General features: G+C 73.6%; 20 protein-coding genes and 1 tRNA gene. 11 read left to right on the top strand and 10 right to left on the bottom strand.

Translation table 11 applies throughout. The features are described 5' to 3' along the window. Positions 1–39 precede the first annotated feature (39 nt). A tRNA-Lys gene (locus ABZ877_RS29105) sits at positions 40–112 on the top strand. Between the two features lie 73 nt (positions 113–185). On the opposite strand, the gene ABZ877_RS29110 is transcribed toward ABZ877_RS29105, so the two are convergent. Further along, entirely contained in the window at positions 186–452 is a 267-nt protein-coding gene (locus ABZ877_RS29110; RefSeq protein ID WP_361076788.1) for a chaplin, read from the bottom strand. A gap of 124 nt (positions 453–576) precedes the next feature. Continuing rightward, positions 577–1,773, bottom strand: coding sequence for an FAD-dependent monooxygenase (locus ABZ877_RS29115; RefSeq protein WP_361076902.1), 1,197 nt, complete (start codon positions 1,771–1,773; stop codon positions 577–579). Positions 1,774–1,932: 159 nt separating this feature from the next. On the opposite strand from ABZ877_RS29115, the gene ABZ877_RS29120 reads away from it, so the two are divergent. Next, the gene (locus tag ABZ877_RS29120) at positions 1,933–2,283 is read left to right on the top strand and encodes a chaplin (RefSeq protein ID WP_361076791.1); all 351 of its coding nucleotides are present in this window, start codon (positions 1,933–1,935) and stop codon (positions 2,281–2,283) included. Between the two features lie 96 nt (positions 2,284–2,379). Here ABZ877_RS29120 and ABZ877_RS29125 read toward each other — a convergent pair whose 3' ends face one another. The 7 genes from ABZ877_RS29125 to ABZ877_RS29155 form a co-directional block, all read right to left on the bottom strand. After that, on the bottom strand, positions 2,380–3,228 hold the full coding sequence (locus ABZ877_RS29125; protein WP_361076795.1) for a tyrosinase family protein: 849 nt from the start codon (positions 3,226–3,228) through the stop codon (positions 2,380–2,382). 3 nt (positions 3,229–3,231) lie between these two features. Then, positions 3,232–3,624, bottom strand: a complete 393-nt coding sequence (locus ABZ877_RS29130) for a tyrosinase family oxidase copper chaperone (protein ID WP_361076797.1) — start codon at positions 3,622–3,624, stop codon at positions 3,232–3,234. Further along, positions 3,603–4,142 carry a vitamin K epoxide reductase family protein gene (locus ABZ877_RS29135; RefSeq protein WP_361076904.1) on the bottom strand — a complete coding sequence of 180 codons (540 nt, stop codon included), beginning with the start codon at positions 4,140–4,142 and terminating at the stop codon, positions 3,603–3,605. Before ABZ877_RS29135 ends, ABZ877_RS29130 begins: the two co-directional genes overlap by 22 nt. 135 nt (positions 4,143–4,277) lie before the next feature. Beyond that, positions 4,278–4,781, bottom strand: a complete 504-nt coding sequence (locus ABZ877_RS29140) for a DUF5949 family protein (RefSeq protein ID WP_361076799.1) — start codon at positions 4,779–4,781, stop codon at positions 4,278–4,280. A 138-nt stretch (positions 4,782–4,919) separates the two neighbouring features. Beyond that, a complete protein-coding gene (locus tag ABZ877_RS29145; RefSeq protein WP_361076802.1) occupies positions 4,920–5,228 on the bottom strand; it encodes a hypothetical protein in 309 nt (102 codons plus the stop codon). Between the two features lie 71 nt (positions 5,229–5,299). Further along, on the bottom strand, positions 5,300–5,857 hold the full coding sequence (locus ABZ877_RS29150; RefSeq protein WP_361076805.1) for a hypothetical protein: 558 nt from the start codon (positions 5,855–5,857) through the stop codon (positions 5,300–5,302). 146 nt (positions 5,858–6,003) lie between these two features. Then, complete coding sequence (locus ABZ877_RS29155) at positions 6,004–6,243, bottom strand: chaplin (RefSeq protein WP_361076807.1); 240 nt, start codon at positions 6,241–6,243, stop codon at positions 6,004–6,006. A 301-nt stretch (positions 6,244–6,544) separates the two neighbouring features. Here ABZ877_RS29155 and ABZ877_RS29160 point away from each other — a divergent pair, with 301 nt between their 5' ends. From ABZ877_RS29160 to ABZ877_RS29200, 9 genes are read left to right on the top strand one after another with little or no spacing between them, the layout of a single operon-like run. Further along, positions 6,545–7,657 (top strand): DUF3344 domain-containing protein, encoded by a 1,113-nt coding sequence (locus ABZ877_RS29160; RefSeq protein WP_361076810.1) that lies wholly within the window; start codon positions 6,545–6,547, stop codon positions 7,655–7,657. Between the two features lie 50 nt (positions 7,658–7,707). Continuing rightward, on the top strand, positions 7,708–8,877 hold the full coding sequence (locus ABZ877_RS29165) for a glycosyltransferase (protein WP_361076813.1): 1,170 nt from the start codon (positions 7,708–7,710) through the stop codon (positions 8,875–8,877). After that, a complete protein-coding gene (locus ABZ877_RS29170) occupies positions 8,874–10,307 on the top strand; it encodes an exopolysaccharide biosynthesis polyprenyl glycosylphosphotransferase (protein ID WP_361076815.1) in 1,434 nt (477 codons plus the stop codon). Before ABZ877_RS29165 ends, ABZ877_RS29170 begins: the two co-directional genes overlap by 4 nt. Positions 10,308–10,365: 58 nt before the next feature. Next, positions 10,366–11,670, top strand: coding sequence for an O-antigen ligase family protein (locus ABZ877_RS29175; protein WP_361076907.1), 1,305 nt, complete (start codon positions 10,366–10,368; stop codon positions 11,668–11,670). Further along, on the top strand, positions 11,667–13,319 hold the full coding sequence (locus tag ABZ877_RS29180) for a lipid II flippase MurJ (protein WP_361076819.1): 1,653 nt from the start codon (positions 11,667–11,669) through the stop codon (positions 13,317–13,319). The genes ABZ877_RS29175 and ABZ877_RS29180 overlap by 4 nt, the downstream gene beginning before the upstream one ends. Next, on the top strand, positions 13,309–14,091 hold the full coding sequence (locus tag ABZ877_RS29185) for a polysaccharide deacetylase family protein (RefSeq protein WP_361076821.1): 783 nt from the start codon (positions 13,309–13,311) through the stop codon (positions 14,089–14,091). The genes ABZ877_RS29180 and ABZ877_RS29185 overlap by 11 nt, the downstream gene beginning before the upstream one ends. Further along, complete coding sequence (locus ABZ877_RS29190) at positions 14,088–15,221, top strand: glycosyltransferase (RefSeq protein ID WP_361076824.1); 1,134 nt, start codon at positions 14,088–14,090, stop codon at positions 15,219–15,221. Before ABZ877_RS29185 ends, ABZ877_RS29190 begins: the two co-directional genes overlap by 4 nt. A 7-nt stretch (positions 15,222–15,228) precedes the next feature. Continuing rightward, positions 15,229–15,891 carry a lipopolysaccharide biosynthesis protein gene (locus ABZ877_RS29195; protein WP_361076827.1) on the top strand — a complete coding sequence of 221 codons (663 nt, stop codon included), beginning with the start codon at positions 15,229–15,231 and terminating at the stop codon, positions 15,889–15,891. Further along, positions 15,891–17,093, top strand: a complete 1,203-nt coding sequence (locus ABZ877_RS29200; protein ID WP_361076830.1) for a GNAT family N-acetyltransferase — start codon at positions 15,891–15,893, stop codon at positions 17,091–17,093. Before ABZ877_RS29195 ends, ABZ877_RS29200 begins: the two co-directional genes overlap by 1 nt. Here ABZ877_RS29200 and ABZ877_RS29205 read toward each other — a convergent pair. After that, complete coding sequence (locus ABZ877_RS29205) at positions 17,068–18,459, bottom strand: glycosyl hydrolase (protein ID WP_361076834.1); 1,392 nt, start codon at positions 18,457–18,459, stop codon at positions 17,068–17,070. The two genes, ABZ877_RS29200 and ABZ877_RS29205, sit on opposite strands and share 26 nt — an antisense overlap. Positions 18,460–18,592: the final 133 nt, after the last annotated feature.

Genomic DNA, 18,592 nt, shown 5'->3' on the forward strand with positions numbered 1-18,592 from the left:
CGGCTATGCTCAGGGGTGCGTCGGCCGCGGCCGACGTGTGGACCCTTAGCTCAATTGGCAGAGCAGTGGACTTTTAATCCATTGGTTGTGGGTTCGAGTCCCACAGGGTCTACGGCGTGACAAGCGCCCCCACCTGCGGCGAGTGCCGCGGGTGGGGGCGCTTTTGTGCTCGCTGTCAGCCGAACTCAGTCGGTCTGGGTCTCGCACGCGTTGCCGAACGCCGGGTTCAGCAGGCCGATCACGTCGATGGTGTTGCCGCAGACCTCGACCGGGATGTTCACGGGAACCTGGATGTTGTTCCCGGACAGGACACCCGGGCTGTTCTGGGCGTTGCCCACGGCGGTGGCGCCGTCGGGGCCGCCGTCGCCGGCGTGCGCGGAGGCCATGGCGGCGGAGCCCAGAACCGTGGTGCCGGCCAGGACAGCGGCGGCGGCGAATACGCGGAGTCGCATCGAATCTCCCTGAGAGATGGGGAAAAGGTGATGACTCGACTATCACACCGGATATGGGTACCTAGCCTCTCGAATTGGTCCATCCGTGGACATGTCTCCGAGATGGCCCTGGGCGTCCCCGTCCTCAGTCCTTCTGCAGCACGCGCGCGAGCCGCGGTCCCAGCCAGCGCTTCAGCGAGCGCAGCGCCTGTGTCCGCTCGATCGCCCGGTCGACGCGGTAGTACAACTGCGGCGGCACGTACGGGAGCAGCGGCGAGTGGCGCTGGCCGAGCAGCGCGAACATCTGGTGCGGCTCCAGGCCGACGTAGCGCGGCAGGTTCTCGTACCAGTGGGCGCTGTGGCGTGCCGCGCTCTGCTGGGGCAGCAGCGCGCGCTTGCGTTCGCGCTCGTAGGCGCGCAGGGCCGGGGAGAGGGGGCCGGGGGTTCGCAGGGCGGCCGCGAGCGACATGGCGTCCTGCATCGCCAGGGTGGTGCCCGCGCCGATGGAGTAGTGGGTGGTGTGGGCGGCGTCGCCGATGAGGACGAGGTTGTCGCGGGACCAGACGCGGTTGGTGACGGTGGGAAAGGTCTGCCACTGCGCCGGGCCCTCGACGTCCGTACGGCCGATGAGCGGGTGCCCTTCCAGCGGCGCGGCGAGGAGCTTCTCCAGCAGGCGCAGCGCCTCCTCGCGCTCCATGGTGTCGAGGCCGAGCCCGGTCCAGGTGGCGGGCGCGCACTCGACGATGCAGGTGCTGTGCTCGCCGTCGAAGCCGTACCCGTAGGACCACAGCCAGCCGTGCTCGGTCTCGACGAAGGCGAAGGTGAAGGAGCGGAAGACCTTGGTGGTGCCGAGCCAGATGAACCGGTTGCGGCCCGCCGTGATCCGCGTGCCGAAGTGGTCGGCGTGCTGTTCGCGCAGGGTGCTGCGGGCGCCGTCCCCGGCGACGACGAGGTCGGCGTCGAGCAGCGGGTCGCCGGGGGTGACCGTGCGGCCGAAGTGGACGGAGACGCCGAGGTCGGTGGCGCGTTCGGCGAGGATGCGGAGCAGTTCGTGACGGCCGACGGCGAAGCCCTCGTCGCCGTGGTGGACGGTGACGAGGTCGCGGACGTGCGCGACGCCGTCGCTCCAGCGCGCCGAGCGCTCGGCGAGGGCGCGGGCGGACGGTGCGTCGTGCGCCATGAGGGTGTCGAGCATGGCGGGCCAGTAGGTGACGCCCCAGCCGTAGGTCGAGCCGGCCGGGTTCTTCTCGTGGACGCTGATGTCGCGGGCCGGGTCCTGGGCCTTCAGGAGGATGGACAGGTACAGGGACGCGGGTCCTCCGCCCACGCAGACCACCTTCATACGGTTCCTCTCGTCGGGCACGCCCGCGTCGCAGGGTGCGCATTCGTCTCCTTTTCAGGATGTATCCCGGTATGGACCGTTACTGGCTCCGCGCCGCGCCGTTGAACAGGTGACGGCTGCGACCACGTGGCCGCACCTGCCAAGCAGAAGGAGAACGTGATGTCTCGCATCGCGAAGGCCGCGGCTGTCGCTGTCGGCACGGGTGCCATGGTGCTCGGCGGAGCCGGTCTGGCCATGGCCGACGCGGACGCCGCGGGCGCCGCCGCCAACTCGCCGGGCGTGCTCTCGGGCAACCTGCTCCAGGTCCCGATCAACGTCCCGATCGAGCTCTGCGGCAACACCGTGGACGTCATCGGCCTGCTGAACCCGGCGTTCGGCAACAGCTGCGCCGACAACGGCCCGGACGACCACGGGCACCACGGCGGCGGCCACCACGGCGGCGGTCACCACCACGGCGGTCACGACGACGGTGGCAACGGCGACGGCGACAACGGCGGCTACGGCGACTGAGCCCGCCCGCCACGCTTTTCCACGGCTCTCGGCACGGCGGTGCCGGGGGCCGTTCTCCATGCCGTCCGCCCCGCGTCCGCCCGCACGTGGGCCCGTTCACCCGGACGCGTACCGGGACCGGTGCTCCACCATCTCCCGCACGGGCGTGTCCCACGGCGGCATGGGGTCGTTCACCGCGAGGACGTTCCGGTGGTGCTCGCCGGGCAGGTACGGGTCCGCCTGCGGATGGCGCGCGCACCATCGCGTCCAGCACAGGTCGACGAAGGCGTGGTGCAGCCAGAAGACCGGGTCGTTGACGGAACCGGCGCCCAGCATGTGGCCGCTGACCCAGCGGTGCACCCGGTTGTGGTTGTACCAGGTGCGGTCGCCGTGCCGGATCGGCCAGCCCTCCAGCTTGTTGCGGAACCCGGTGGCCGCGACCGAGTTCCACGGCCGCGCGTCGTACACGGGTTCGCGCATGGCGCGCTCCAGCTCCGCCCCGGTCGGCAGGTCCACCGGGTCCTTCGGACGGCCGAAGTCGCGCATGAGGAAGTCGCCGTCCGTCACCGCCACCCTGATGTCCCAGTGGCCGTGCCGGTGGGCGAAGGGGCCCGTGGTGACCTGGCGGTCCGAGCGGCGGCCGTTGCCGCCCAGGAAGTCGGCGCCCCACAGCGACGCGCCCGGCGTACGGTCCACGGTCCAGTCCCAGTAGGGCACCGTGACCCCCGGATCGACCTTCCGCAGGGCCGTTTCGAACTCCAGCAGGAACTTGCGGTGCCAGGGGAAGAAGGACGGGGTCATGTGCGCGACGCGCAGTTCGCCGTCGCCGTCGCCCCGGTAGAAGTCGATGTGCGTGCCGACGAAGTCGTCGTAGCGGCCGGTGCGCTTGAGCGTGAGCACCGCGTCCACGAAACGCTTCTTCTGACCCTTGTTCAGCGTCCGCTGGTTCTGGCGGGTGTGCGTCACCGCTCACGCCTCCCGGGGGTGCGGGCGCAGGGCCTGGCCCCCCAGCTCCGCGACCGCGCCGCGCGCGGCGGCCAGCGGGCTGTCGTGGGCGTCGTAGTGGTCGACCATGGACAGGTACGAGCCGTCGGCGCGCCGCATGAGGTGCAGCGGGCGGCCGTCGACGGTGACGTGCCAGGCGTCGGCCGCGCCGGGCCGTCTCGTCCCGGAGATGCGGCGGCCCAGGTACACCTCGTCGAACGACTCGGTCTCGGGGCGCGTGGCGGCGGCGGAGAGCAGGCGCGGGACGGCCGTGGCGGTGGCGGCGGTGCCGAGGAGGATCAGGGCGGCGCTGCGGCGGGTGAGGTAGGTCTCGGGGTTCATCGTCGGCGCACCCGTCAGCTCGTCCAGAAGTCCCACCAGCGGGTGAGGATCAGCATCCCCACGGCGCCGATGTGCAGGACGGGCGGCAGCCACGGGAACTCGGCGCCGAAGGAGCGGGCCCAGGGCGGGGCGGGCAGCCGGCCCTCCCGCACGTTGACGGCGGTCACCGACCAGAACAGGGTGATCGTCGCGGCCCAGGCGAGGCAGCACCACAGGCAGAGCGAGTTGATCCGGTACAGCGACTCGAACTGCAGCCAGGTCACGAAGGAGACGCCGAAGAGACAGCCCGCGTTCAGCGTCAGCCAGTACCAGCGGGGGAAGCGGGCCCCGGCGAGCAGGCCCGTGCCGACGCAGAGCACCACCGCGTACGCGGCGAGCCCGAGCATCGGGTTGGGGAAGCCGAAGACGGCGGCCTGCTCGCTCTTCATGATGTTGCCGCAGGACACCACCGGGTTCAGGCTGCACCCGGGCTGGAAGTGCGGGTCCTGGAGCAGCTTGAACTTGTCGAGGGTGATGACCCAGGACGCCAGCAGGCCCGCGGCCCCGGTGACGATGAGGACCCACGCGAGGGCGAGGCCGCGCGGACGGTCCCGGGGGGACGGCTGGACGCTTCCGCCGCCGGGCCCGGCCTGGGACGGCACGGGCGCGGTGGCCCGCCGGACGTCGCTGCTCACTCGGCCTCCTCGGCGCTAGGAACGGATCCGGCGGACCGGCAGCAGGCAGTGCGCCGCGGCCGTCAGCGTCGTCTCGTCCCCCACGAACGCGGTCAGCTCCTCCTCGGCGACGGCCTGGCCGGGCGTCGCGACGGGCCAGGGGCGCGTGGTGAACAGGAAGTAGACGACACCGTGCGCGTCCGCGGCCTCCAGCCATTCGGGCGGCGCCGGGCACTGGGCCTTCAGCGGCGGGATGGTGAGGACGGCCTGGCCCGCCTCGACGAGCAGGGAGACGGGGAAGCTCGGCCGGCGCACGGCGTTGTGGACGGTGTCGCCGACGGACAGTCCGTTCTTTTCGAGGAGGGCGCGCAGCGCCGTCTCGGCGGCCTCGGGGCCCGCCGGGGAATCCCCCGTGGTGTAGGCGAGGAGAAAAGGCGTGTCGCCTTCGCTTTCCGCGCTCTCACCGCTCCAGGCGATGACGGCCACAGTTCCCAGATCTGCCGCACGGAACGGGGCGGCAACAGTCGGCGTAGAAGTCACCGGGCAACCCTAGCCACAGGTGATCGGGCCCCGGCCGGAATGTCACTCGTACGGTCGAAAGCGAATGCCGGTTCGAGAAATCGTATTTCCGAACCGGCATTCGACATGTCATTTTTTCGATGCGCTGCGCGCGGTGGGTCACTTACCGAGCGGGAGACCGCCGAGGAGGCCGGACGGAGCGCCGGCGGCCTTGCCCGGGTTCAGCAGCTTGGCGCCTCCGGTGAGGCTGCCGACCAAGCCCTTCTCGTGCTTGGGGTCGAGGAGGTTCGTGTCCACCGGCGAGCTGAGCGACGGCGTGTTGGTGATCGTCGTCAGCGCGTCGCTCAGGCCGCCGTTGAGGCTCATGGGAGGGATGTCCGACGTCGGGTCCGCGGCGAAGGCGGGAGCGGTGGCACCGGCGATGACCAGCGAACCCGCTACGACAGCGGCGGCCTTCAGAGCCTTCATGGTTTTCCTTCTTTCGACGGAATTGGATCTTCACCCGCTTCAACGAGCGGTCCCGCCGCCGGAAACGGAGATCAGTACTTCGCGGCGCCGCCGAGCCACTGCGAGGTGAGGCTGTCGACCAGGTCCGACACGGCGGACCGCAGGTCGGTGGCCGCGTCGTCGGTGTCGCCCGCGGCCGCCGCCCTCACGTACGCGTCGATCGCCTCGTGCAGGGAGGCCATGGCCTCCGTCTGGCTCTTGGTCGCGTCCTTCGGCAGGGCCTTCTCGATCGCCGTGGCCTGCTTCTGCGCGTCCAGCGGCGTCAGTTCGGCGTTCTCCTCGGCCGGGTCGGCGGCGAGCGGGGCGGGCGCGGCGGGCGCGGCCTCCGGCGCGGGCTTCTCGGCCTCCGGCGCGGGCTGGGGGTTGGTCCCGAGGAGGCCGCCGAGCAGGCCGGTGACCGGCGCGAGGATGCCGGCCAGGATCCCGGACGGTGGCGCCGGGTCGGCCGCGGCGGCCAGGTCGGCGGTGACGAGGGCGGAGCGGGCGGGGGCGACGGCGGTGTCCGCAGCGAACGCGGGCGCCGCGGCACCGATCAGGAGGGACGCGCAGAGAGCAGTGGTCGCGAGACGGCGTACGGGCAGAGCGGACATGTTTTCGCCTTTCGAGGAAGGTGTCGCTTGAGATCACCGTGGGGCGACCCACTGGACCCTGCAACCGAACCGCCCTCATACGGGCCAAACGGCGGCGGCCGCCCCCCGTACGGGGAACGGCCGCCGCGGAAAGAGCCGACTGTCCGTCAGTCGTTGACGCAGGTGTTGCCGAACGCCGGGTTCAGCAGACCGATGACGTCGATGGTGTTGCCGCACAGGTTGACCGGGATGTGGATCGGGATCTGGACGGCGTTGCCCGAGATGACACCCGGGGAGTTGCTGGCGGCACCCTGGGCGCCGGCGTCGGCGGCGGCGACACCGGCGCTGCCGGCCATGGCGGCGGCGGCCACCGCGGAGAAGACGACTGCCTTGGCGGTACGCGACATGAACATGCTCCTTGGGGGTCGTTCTGTTCGGCCGGGACAGGTGCCCGGCTTGTGGTGCAACGGAGAGGCGATGGCCGGGGTTGCGGCTCCGAACGGGTGAATAAGCGTTAGGGCATTGAAGTGCGTCACGGAGCGTCTCCGTGAGTCGAGCAGTAATTTCACAACTCCAACACACATCGTGTATCAAGTGAAATCCGCATTCCGGCCGGGACGTTCACGCTCTCGTTCGTGGGGGTTACTGCCGGATGGGTTGACGAATAAGTATGACTTTCTTATCTGTCCCCTGAAAGGGAAGTCGGCCGTGCGCAATGTCAAAGGCTGTCTCCTGCGTCGAACGACCGTGGGTCTGCTCTTCCTCGCCGCCGTGGCCCTGCCCTGCCAGGCGGCGGCGACGCCGGTGACGCCGGTGGCCGAGCAGCCGCGTGTCCCGTTCGGCACGCGCTACGAGGCCGTCCTGCACGGCGGGATCGTGCGCGCGGCCAACGCGTCGATCACGTGCGACGACGCCCCTGCGGCGAAGGCCGCCGGGGAGAAGATCGGCTGCCCGGGCGCTCGCGCGGGCGCGGCGGCGGTCAACGGCCAGTTCGCGATGGACTACACGGACGTCGACCGCGACCCGAACACCTACAACTCGTCCCGGGCCGAGGTCCGCCTCCCCGACGGCGCCCGGGTCGCCTACGCCCGCCTGTACTGGGGCGGCAACCTGCGCGTCGGCGAGCAGAAGGCGCCGCGCGACAACGGGCGGGTGCTCGTGGCCGAGCCCGGCGGGCAGTACAAGGAGGTCCTCGCCGACGGCGCGACCGGGCACCGGGCGGCGCGCGGCGCGGACGCGTTCCAGGCCTCCGCCGACGTCACCGACCTGGTGCGCGGCGCCGGTCCGGGCCTCTACACCGTCGCGCAGATCAACATCGCCAAGGGGCGCTCCGCCGCCGGGGCCTGGGGCGGCTGGACGCTCGTGGTCGCCTACGAGCAGGAGTCCGCGCCGCTGCGCCACGTGTTCGTGCGGGACGGCTTCGACCTGTTCGACGAGGAGCACCCGAGCCAGGACTTCCGGGTGCGCACGCCCCCGGCCACCGGCACGGGCGGCTACCTCGGGTTCGTCGCCTACAACGGCGACCGGGGCAGGACCGGCGACTCGCTGACCGTCTCGTCCGGCCCCGGCGCGCCGGTGGCGCTCGCCGACCGGGCCAACCCCGCGCGGGACGTCCTCAACTCGACCATCAGCGAGCCCGGCGGACGACCGGCCCTGCGCGTCCCCGCGCACGAGAACACGCTCGGCTACGACTCCGACGTCCTGCCACTGGGCCGGGCCGTCCCCCGGGGCGCGAAGGCGTTCGACGTCCGCCTCACCTCCCGTACGGACGAGGCCTGGACCGGGGTCTTCTTCGGCGCCGTCGACGTCGCCCGCTCCTGACCGCCCGCCGTGCCCCTGCCCTGGACGCCTCTCAGCCAAGGAACAAGGCGATGCCTGTGACGTCTGCACCCTTGCCGCCGCACGTTCTCCACGTGACGCAGCCGGTCGACGGCGGAGTCGCGCGCGTGGTGGCGGACCTCGTGCGCGGGCAACTGGCGGCCGGGATGCGGGTCTCCGTGGCCTGCCCGGCCGCCGGTGACCTGCCGCGCCTGCTGGCCGACACGGACTGCGCGGTCCTGGAGTGGCGGTCGGTGCGCTCCCCGGCCCGGGGCCTGCTCGGCGAGGGGCGCGCCCTCGCCCGGCTGATGGCGGCGGTGCGGCCCGACGTCGTCCACGCCCACAGCGCCAAGGCGGGCCTGATCACCCGGCTCGTCGTACGGGGCCGCGTCCCCACCGTGTTCCAGCCGCACGCCTGGTCCTTCGAGGCGGTGCGCGGGGCGAGCGCGCGGGCGGCCCTGCGCTGGGAGCGGTTCGGCGCCCGCTGGGCCGCGCGCATCGTCTGCGTCAGCCGCGCCGAACAGCGCGCGGGACGGAGCCTCGGCATCGACGCGGAGTGGCGGCTCGTGCCCAACGGGGTCGACCTGGAGCGGTTCCGCCCCGCGGAGAAAGCCCCGGAGCCGTACGGCGACGGGCCGCTCGTCGTCTGCGTCGGCCGGCTGTGCCGCCAGAAGGGGCAGGACCTCCTCGTCGAGGCGTGGCGGGACGTGGTCCGCGCGCACCCGACGGCCCGGCTCGTCCTGGTCGGCGACGGACCGGACGCAGAAACGTTGCGGAGCACGGCGCCCGCCTCGGTCACCCTCGTCGGGGCGGTCGACGACCCGGCGCCCTGGTACCGCGCGGCGGACCTGGTCGTCATGGCCTCGCGGTGGGAGGGGATGGCGCTCGCCCCGCTCGAGGCGATGGCCTGCGGCACCCCGGTGCTCGTCACCGACGTGGCCGGGGCCCGCGAGAGCCTGCCGCCGCACATGGTGCCCACCTGCGTGGTCCCGCCGCACGACCCGGCGGCGCTCGGCCGCGCCCTCGGCCGCCTGCTGCGCGACCCCGAAGGACTGCGCGCCCGCGGCCGTGCGGGCCACCGCCATGTCCGCGCCCACCACGACGTACGGCGCGCCGCCGCGGCGGTCGCCGAGGTGTACGGCGAACTTCTGGGCCCGGGAGGCACCGCGTCCGCGGTCCCGGGCCCGGCGACCACCGCAGACAGAGAGCCGATCACGACGTGACCCAGGACCAGACCGTTGCCTCCGCCGCCGTGGTCATCCCCCAGCGGACGACCGAGGGCGACCCGTTCACCCTGGTCGGCGGCGCCGCCCGGGGCCACGCGCCGCGCACGCTGCTGCTCGCGGCCGACGCCACGGCGGCCCTGCTCGGCACGGTCGCGCTGACCTCGCCGCAGCGCCATCCGCTCCTGGTGACCGGCTTCCTCGTCCTCGTCCTCGCCCTGCACCGGGCCGGCGGCCTCTACCGCCGTCTGGACGGGCGGCACATCCTCGACGACTGCCCGTCCCTCGCCGCCCGCGTGGTGCTGGCCTGGTGCGTGCTGACGGCGGCCTCGGCGACCCTGCCCGGCCTCCGGCAGATCCCGCTGCGCGCGGTGGTCACGGGCTGCGCCGTGCACGGCGCGCTCACCGTAGCCGCCCGCACGCTCATCCTCTGGCGCCACCGGACGGCGCTGATCCGCAGGCCCTGCGCGACGCTCCTGGTCGGGCCCGAGGCGGCGGCGTCCCGGGTCGCCGCCGCGCTCCAGCGCCACCGGCCGAGCGGCATCCGCCTCGTCGGCATCGTCAGCGGCGACACCGCCGACCGGCGCCCCGACGCGGGGGAGCCGCCGGTGCCGGTGCTGAGCAGCGCCGCCGACGTCCGGCGCGCGGTGATCCAGAACGGGGTGCGGCGCGCCATCCTCCTGGGCAGCGCGAGCGCGCCGGAGCACCGGCCGTGGCTGCACAGCCTCGCCGAACTGCGCTGCGAATTCTGGGAGCTGGACCCCGACCCGTCGGTGTACGTGCCCGAGCAGCGGGGCGCCGAGATCCGCCTGGCCGGCTTCCGCTGCCGCCCGCTGACCGGCGCCGCCCACCGCCTCCACCCCGGCAAGCGCGCCCTGGACCTGGCCGTCTCCGCGGCCCTGCTCGTCCTCGCCGCGCCCGTCCTCGCGGTGTGCGCACTCTGGCTGCGCGTCAGCGAGGGGCCGGGCGTCGTGTTCCGGCAGGAACGCATCGGCAAGGACGGGCGGCCGTTCACGCTCCTGAAGTTCCGTACGCACCGCCCGGCGGACCCGCTGGAGTCGGCGACGCGCTGGAGCGTCGCGGGCGAGCACCACATGCCGTGGTTCTGCCGGTTCCTGCGCCGCACCTCGCTCGACGAACTGCTCCAGCTGTGGAACGTCTTCCGCGGCGACATGAGCCTCGTCGGGCCGCGCCCCGAACGCCCGTACTTCGTCATGAAGTTCAGCGAGACCTACCCCGGCTACGGCGACCGCCACCGCGTGCCGACCGGCATCACCGGGCTCGCCCAGATCAACGGCCTGCGCGGCGACACCTCCATCGAGGACCGCTGCCGCTACGACAACGCCTACATCGACACCTGGTCGCTCTGGGGCGACCTCACCATCTTGGCGCGCACGGCGACCGAGTTCTTCCGCCCGACGGGAAGTTGACGCAGTGACCGCAGTACCCGCCTTCACCGGCGCGCGTACCACCTGGACAGCGGCCCCGCTGCCCAGGGCCGCGCGCCGGGCGGGCCCCGTCCTCCCGCTCCTGCTCCTGATCGCCCTGCTGGCGCTGCCGCTCGGCCCCGGCGACCAGGACGCGGGCGGCGGCCTCACCCCGGCCGACGCCGTCTCCGGGCTCGTGGTCCTCTTCTGCGCCGTACGGGCGGTGCGCGCCCGGCAGCGGCCGCTGACCCGGACCGCGTACGTGGTCCTCGGCCTGCCCGTGCTCGCTATCGCGGTGGCCGCTCTCGGCGCGGGCTCGGCGTCGGACTCCCTGCAAGGCATGGTGCGGTACTGCCAGATCTTCGTGCTGGTGCCCGCCGCCGTCCTGCTGCTCGTCCGGGACCGGCGCGACTTCCGCCTGATCGGCTGGGCCCTCATCGCGCTCGGCCTGTACCAAGGGGCGATCGGCGTCCACCAGTACCTGACGGGGACCGGTGCCTCGTACGCCGGGGAGGACGTGCGGGCTGTCGGCACGTTCGGCGCCACCGATGTGATGGGCATGTCCACGGTGGTCGCGTACGGGCTGGTCTGCGCCGTGGCGCTCGCCCTCGGCGACGGCACCCGGCGCGTCCGGCTCACCGCCCTGGCCTGCGCGCTCGCCCTGCTCGTGCCGCTCGCGCTCTCCTTCAGCCGGGGCGCGTGGATCGCCACGGCGGTCGCCGTCCTGCTGCAGATCGTCCTCGCCGGGGCGCGGCGCGCGGTCCGGCTCCTGCTCGTCGCCGCCGCCGCGGCGGTCGTCCTGGTCGGCGGGTTCGGCGTCGGCACGTCGATGCTCCAGGAGCGGCTGAGCAGCATCACGCAGGTCACGGCCACCCCCGACCAGTCGGTGACGGACCGGTACACGATGTGGGCGGCGGCGGCCGACATGTGGCGTGAGCACCCCGTGACCGGCGTCGGGCTCAAGAACTTCCCCGCCTACCGCGACAGCCACGCCTCCCTCGCGCTGTCCGCCGGAAGCGACGTCGCGGGCGCGGGCGCCGCCTTCCACCGGCAGCCGCTCCTGTCCCCGCACAACATGTACCTGCTGATCCTCAGCGAACAGGGGCTGCTCGGCCTGGTCGCCTTCGTGGGCGCCTGGGCCGCGCTCCTCGTACGCGGCACAAGGCGGCTCGGAGCCGCCCACCGGACGCGGCGCGGCCTCGACTGCGCGCTGCTCGCCTGCGCGCTGCTCACCTGGCAGCTCATCGACTTCGCGTACGCGGACATCGGCGGGCCCTCGACAGTACTTACTGCCGTGGTCTTCGGCCTGGTCGCCTGGTGGGCCCTCGCGCCCGCCGCGCTCGACGAGCCGGGGGCCACGCGATGACGGCCAGCCCTCCCGTCGACGGGGACGAGACCGTGCGGCCGTCCGCCGTCCCCGCCCAGCAGACACCCGTCCTCACCCCGGGTCACGAGGGCGCGTCCAACACCTTCCTCGCCCGCGCCGCGCTGCTCACCGCCGTGCTCTCCGCCGCCGGATCGCTCCTCGGCCTCGGCCGGGACCAGGCGCTCGCCCACCTCTTCGGCGCGGGCAGCGAGACGGACGCCTTCCTGGTGGCGTGGACCGTGCCCGAGGTGGCGACGACGCTGCTCATCGAGGACGGGCTCGCGTTCATGCTCGTCCCCGCCTTCAGCGCCGCCATCGCCGCCCGCTCCGCCGCACCGGACCTGGCCCACGACCCGGTACGGGCCCTGGTCGCGGGCTCGCTGCCCCGGCTGAGCCTCGCCTTCCTCGCCTCGGCCGTGCTCCTGGTGATCGGCGCGCCCCTGCTCGTCGAGGTGCTCGCGCCCGGCCTGCCCGACCCGCGGCTCGCCGTCGACTGCACCCGGCTCACCGCGACCTGCCTGCTGACCTTCGGGCTCACCGGGTACTGCAGCGCGGCCCTGCGCGCCCACAGCAGCTACCTCGCCCCGGCCGCGATCTATGTCGCGTACAACGCCGGGATCATCGCCACGCTGTTGCTCCTCGCCGACCGGTGGGGGGTGCGCGCCGCCGCCGCCGGTGTGGCCGTGGGCGGCTGCCTGATGGTGCTCGTACAGGCACCCGTGCTGCGCCGCAGGCTCAGGAGCGCGCCGCGCGCCGACCGCGCGGCCGACGCCAAGGCGGCCAAGCGGCAGTCCATGAACCTGGCGCTGATCGCGACCGTCCTGCTCTTCGCCCTCTGCCGCCAGTCCCAGGTCTTCGTCGAACGCTTCCTCGCCTCCTCGCTGCCGTCCGGCGCCATCTCGCACCTGAACTACGCGCAGAAGGTCGCGCAGTTGCCGATGGCGCTGTCCCTGATGCTGTGCACCGTCACCTTCCCGGTCGTGGCCAAGGCGCTGGCGCGCGGCGACACCGAGCGCGCCCGCGACCGGGTGGAGCGCGACATCGCGCTCGCCGCCTGCATCGTCCTGTGCGGGGCGGCCCTCGTCTTCGCCTGCGCCCCGCAGATCGTCGAACTGCTCTTCCAGCGCGGCGCCTTCACCGGCCGGGACACCGCCGCCACCGCCTCGATCATGCGCGTCTACTCGCTCGGCCTGCTCGGGCACTGCCTCGTCGGCGCCCTGGTCCGCTCCTACTTCTCCGCCGGGCGGCCCACCTGGTACCCGGTCGCCACGATGGCCGCGGGCATGGTGCTCACCGCCGGGCTCGGCACGTGGGCCGTGGCGTTCTGGGGCGTCGGCGGCATCGCCGCCGCCAACGCGCTCGGCATCACCTTCACCGCCGTCCTGCTCCTCGCGGGCATGGACGGGCGCAGCGTCCCCGTGCGGCTCGGCACCGTCCTGCCCGAACTCGCCAAGACGCTGCTCGCCGCCGTGGCCGCCACGGCGGCGGGCCTCGCGGCGGCGCTGCCGTTCACGCACCCCCTCGCCGGGCTCGCCGTGGCCGCGCCGGCCATCGCGGCCGTCTTCCTCCTCTCCCTGTGGGCCCTCAACGTCCGGGCCTTTCTGCCCGCCGTCCGCATCGCGACCAGAAAGCTCCGCCATGTCAGCTAGAACAGCGGTCCAGGACTTCCCCGGCCCCGGCACACGGGACCGGCTGTCCGGCCCGCCCGCGTGGGTGGCGATGTACCACTCCGTGGACGACTGCCCCGACGACCCCTACAACGTCACCGTCACACCCGAACGCCTCGGGCAGCAGCTCGGCTGGCTGCGCGCCCGCGGACTGCGCGGCGTCAGCGTCGCCGAGCTCCTCGACGCACGCGCGCGTGGAGCGGGCCGCGGCCTGGTCGCCCTCACCTTCGACGACGGCTACGGCGACTTCGTCGACCACGCCCTGCCGCTCCTGCGCCACCACGACTGCACGGCGACCGTCTTCGTCCTGCCCGGCAGGGTCGGCGGCGACAACGCCTGGGACGCGGAGGGACCGCGCAAACCGCTCCTGACCGCCCAGGGCATCCGTACGGCCGCCGCCGCGGGCATGGAGATCGGCTCGCACGGCCTCATGCACGTCGACCTCACGCGCGTGGGCGAGCCGGAGCTCCGCGCCGAGATCGCGGGCAGCAAGGCGCGCGTCGAGGAGCTGACCGGCCGCCAGGCACAGGGCTTCTGCTACCCGTACGGCCACGTGGACGAGCGCACCGTACGGGCCGTGCGCGAGGCGGGCTACCGCTACGGCTGCGCCATCTCCCCCGGCCACCTCACCGGCGTGCACGCCATGCCGCGCGTCTACGTGGGCCAGCGGGACACGCCCTTGCGGCTCGAACTCAAGCGCCGCCTGCACCGCGTGCGAAGACGTGCCTGGCAGCCCGGGGAGGACGCCCGGTGAGGGTCCTCCACGTCATCACCGGGCTCGGCGCGGGCGGTGCCGAGCAGCAACTACGGCTGTTGTTGCGTCATCTGCCGCGGGGCCACGACGTCGTGACCCTGACCAACCCCGGGCAGGTCGCCGAGGGCCTGGTCCGCGACGGCGTGCGCGTCACCCATCTCGGCATGGCGGGCAACAGGGACGGCCGCGCGCTGCCCCGCCTCACGCGCCTCGTCCGCGCCGGCCGCTACGACCTCGTCCACACGCACCTCTACCGGGCCTGCCTGTACGGGCGCCTCGCGGCGCGGCTCGCGGGCGTCCGGGCCGTCGTCGCCACCGAGCACTCGCTCGGCGACGCGCAGATCGAGGGGCGCCCGCTCACGCGCGGGGTCCGCGCCCTGTACCTGGCGGGGGAGCGCCTCGGCCGCGCCACCATCGCGGTCTCCCCGGCCGTGGCCGAGCGGCTGCGCGGCTGGGGCGTCGCCCCGCACCGCGTGCACACCGTCCCCAACGGCGTCGACGTGGGCCGCTTCGCCTTCGACGCGGCGGCCCGCGCCAGGGCGCGCAAGGCGCTCGGCCTCCCCGAGGACGCCTTCGTCGTCGGCGGCGTCGGGCGCCTGGTGCCCGGCAAGCGGTTCGACGTCCTGATCGCCGCCCTGCGCCTCCTCCCGGCGGACGTACGCCTCCTGCTCGTCGGCACCGGACCGGAGGAGACCGCCCTGCGCCGGGCCGCGCGGCAGGCGGGCGTCCTCGACCGGGTCGTCCTCGCCGGGGAGCGCCCGCACACGTCAGCGAACACGCACGACGTGGACCTGCCCGCGCTGCTGTCGGCGATGGACGTGCTCGCCTCCCCCTCCACCGACGAGGCGTTCGGCCTCGCGGTGGTGGAGGCGCTCGCATCCGGTCTGCCCGTCCTGTACGTCACCTGCCCGGCCGTCGACGACCTGCCCGCCGGCCTGACCGGTGGAGCCGTCCGCATCCCGTGCCAGGCCGCCCCCTTCGCGCGCGAAGTGCGCGGACTGAGCGAGATCCGCGAAACCCGCGACCGGCCGCCGTCGCGGGCCGCCCTGCATTACGACATCGCCCGCAGCGCCGAGCGCCACCTAGAGGTGTACGCGGCGGCCATGGGCGCCCCGAACCCCCAGGAGTGAGTACGCGATGACCGAAGCCGCCCAGGAGAGGGCCACCGCCCCCCACCCGCCGGCCGCCCGCATCGGCACCCGCACCAGGAGCGTGCCCCGCTGGTGGCCGCTGCCCGCCGCCCTCCTGCTCGGCGGGCTCGCCGGCGGGGTGTACGGCGCGGTGAGCACCCCCGAGTACACGGCGACCAGCTACGTGATCGCCGTACCGACCTCGCAGACCGACCCCGCATCGGCGGTCGGCTTCGCCCAGGCGTACAGCCGGGTGGCCACACAGGTCGCCGTGTTGAGCGACGCGCAGGTCGCGGCGGGCGTCCCCGTCGGGACGCTGCGCTCCCACGTCCGCGCGGAGACCTCGCCCGACGCGCCCATGGTCGCGATCTCCGCCTCGTCGGAGCGGCCGGACACCGCGATGGACATGGCCAACGCCGTGGCCCGCGCGCTGACCGCCAACGCCAGCCACGTGAAGAAGGACACGCACGTGGAGCTGTTGCGCTTCACGCGCGCGGTGGAGCCCACCGAGCCCTCCTCGCCCTCCACGGGGCTGACGACCCTCGTCGGCGCCTGCGCGGGCGGCCTGCTCGGCGGCCTCGCCCTGCTGCTCCGCCCGCGCCGGGAGGCCGCGCACACGACGCCGACCGTGCCCGCCCCCGCAGCGGCCGCCCAGCGCGGAGGCGCCTGATGGTGAGCCTCGGACCCGCCCCGGCCGTCCTGACCCGCCCGGACACCTTCGCGCCGGGGCCGGCCGTCACCGTCTGCACGGACAGCGCCGAGTTCGGACGGCTGCGCGAGGAGTGGGACCGCCTGCACCGCGCGTGCGCGACGGCGACCCCGTTCCAGAGCCACGCCTGGCTGCACTCCTGGTGGCTCTCCTACGGCCACCCGGGGCACCTGCGCGTCGTGCTCGTACGCCAGGAGGGCCGTCTCGTGGCGGCGGCGCCGCTCATGCTGCGCCCGCTGCCCTTCCCCGCGCTGACACCGCTCGGCGCACCCATCTCCGACTTCAGCGACGTCCTCGTGGAGGACAGCCCGGCGGCCGCGCCCTCGCGGGCGGTCGACGCGCTCCGCGCCGGTCTGTGGCGCCTCGCCCGGAGCGCGGTCGTCGACTTCCGCGAGGTGCGCCCCGGCAGCGCGGTGGAGGCCCTGTACGCCCGCTGGCCGGGCCCGCGCCGCCGCCTCGACGACTCCCCGTGCCTGGAGCTGCCCGCGCTGACCATGGACGAGCTGGTGGCACGGCTGCCCCGGCCCCGCGCCCAGCGCGCCCGCGCCAAGCTCCGCAAGCTGGACGCCTCGGGCATCGAACGCCGCCCCGTCCCCGCCGCCGAGGCCGGCGCCTCCGTACGCCGCCTGCTCGACCTGCACCAACTGCAGTGGCAGGGCCGCAAGGTGACGACCGAGCACGTCAAGCCGCGCTTCGCCGAGCACCTCACGCGCGCGGTCGCCCGGATGGCGCGCACGGGCGACGCCGTCGTCACCGAGTTCACCCTCGACGGTTCCGTGGTCGCCGCCGACCTGACGTTCCTGTCCCCACGGCTCGCGGGCGGCTACCTCTACGGCGCCCACCCGGGGCTCAGGGACCGCAAGATCGACGTCGCCACCATGCTGCTGCGCTCCTGCACCGAGCACCTGCGGGGCGGCCCGGGGGACGGCGTCCTGAGCCTGCTGCGCGGCACAGAGCCCTACAAGCTGCACTGGCGCCCCGAGCAACGCGTCAACCAGCGCTACCTCCTCGCCCGCCACGCCACGGCCCCGCTGCTCGGCGCGGTCCTCGCCGACGTACGGGCCCGCTCCTGGGCGAAGCGGGCCCGCACGGTGTGGGAGGAGCGCGGTGCCGGTCCCGGCCAGGGCGGGCGCCGCCTCAGTACCGGTGCACCCAGTTCCTGAACCGCAGGCACACCTTGCCACCGACCCAGCGCTCCACCCACCTGCCGAGATCGACGGTGGAACACCGCGGAGGCTGCGCCGGCCGACTCGGCTGCGACGGCCGCACCGGCGGGGCGGGCGGTGCCGGCGGGCTGGGCTGAGCGGGCGTGTCCGCCTTGTCGCGGCCGGTCAGCATCGACCGGTACACCTGTGCCGCCCGCGGGTTCTGCCGGCACTGCCACACCCCGTGCGGGCAGTAGTCCGTGAGCGTGTTGTAGAGCGCCTTGTGCTCGTCCATCCAGGCGAGCATGCGCCGCATGTACTCCGGGTTGTCCCCGTTGCGGAACAGCCCCCACTCCGGGTACGACACGGGCTTCTTGTGCTCGGCCGCGAAGTCGACGTGCTTTTGCAGCCCGTACGGCTCGGACACCTGCTGGTCGAAGGTGAGCCCCTCGGGCTGGTCGTAGGCGTCCATCCCGATGATGTCGACGACGTCGTCACCGGGGTAGCAGTCGGTCCACGGCACGGCGTCCCGGCCCCGGCTCGGCGCGAAGTCGAAGCGGAACCGCTGGCCCGGCACCGACCGCATCGCCGTCACGATCCGCGTCCAGTACGCCTTCCACGACGCGGGGTCGGGCCCGCACCGGTGCGTGTAGGTGGTGCCGTTCATCTCCCAGCCGAGCACGAGGACGGTGTCCGGCACCTTCAGCGCGACCAGGCGCTTCGCCAGGGTGCGGAAGTGCTCGTCGAAGTCGCCGGCCGCGCCCTGCCGCAGCAGCGTGCGCACCTGCGCGTCCGACACGTGCGCCTCGTTGCGCTCCATCATCGGTACGTTCAGTACGAAGAGCCGGTCATCGCGGTCGCGACGCCACTTGGCCCAACTGTCGAGGAACGTCGGGGCGCCCTCGATGTTGCTCCACCTGTCACCGGGAAGATAGGTGTGCCCTACCCGCAGATCCGCGCCGCCGAGCCAGTCCGACAGCCTCGTCATCCGCGCCACCCCGCCCGGCCCGAAGTCCAGATAGGCACCGAACGACGGGAACCTGTCGGCCCCGATCACCGGGAACGGAGCGGGGGACTCGGCCGACGGGGTGGGTGTCGGCGTCGGTGACGGTGTCGGCGTCGGTGACGGGGGCGTCTCGGCCGGTGGCGGTGGCGCCTCCGTCGGCGACACCTCCGCCGTCGGTGGTGCCGGCGGTGTGGGTGTCGGTGGCGGTGTCGGTGTCTCGGTGGGCAGGTTCGCGGCGGCCGGGATCCGTTCGGCGCGCGGCGTCGCGTCCGCGCGCTCGATGGACACGGAACCGCCCGCGACCACCGCCGACACCAAGGCCCCCACCGTGATCAGCGTCAGACGTCCGCGTTTCCCGCTCCGGCGTGCTCCGACCATCTCAGCTCCTCGTCCCGCGCTCGCACCACTCCTGACACTCAGTCATACGAATCGCCGCGGCGCCAATCGTGGAGCGGCCGATGGCCGCCCTGCTCACCCTCACGGGTCAGTTCCTCTTGCTTCCCCCCTGATT

Origin of the sequence: Streptomyces sp. NPDC046939 (assembly GCF_040644575.1) — a bacterium.
GTDB lineage: Bacteria > Actinomycetota > Actinomycetes > Streptomycetales > Streptomycetaceae > Streptomyces.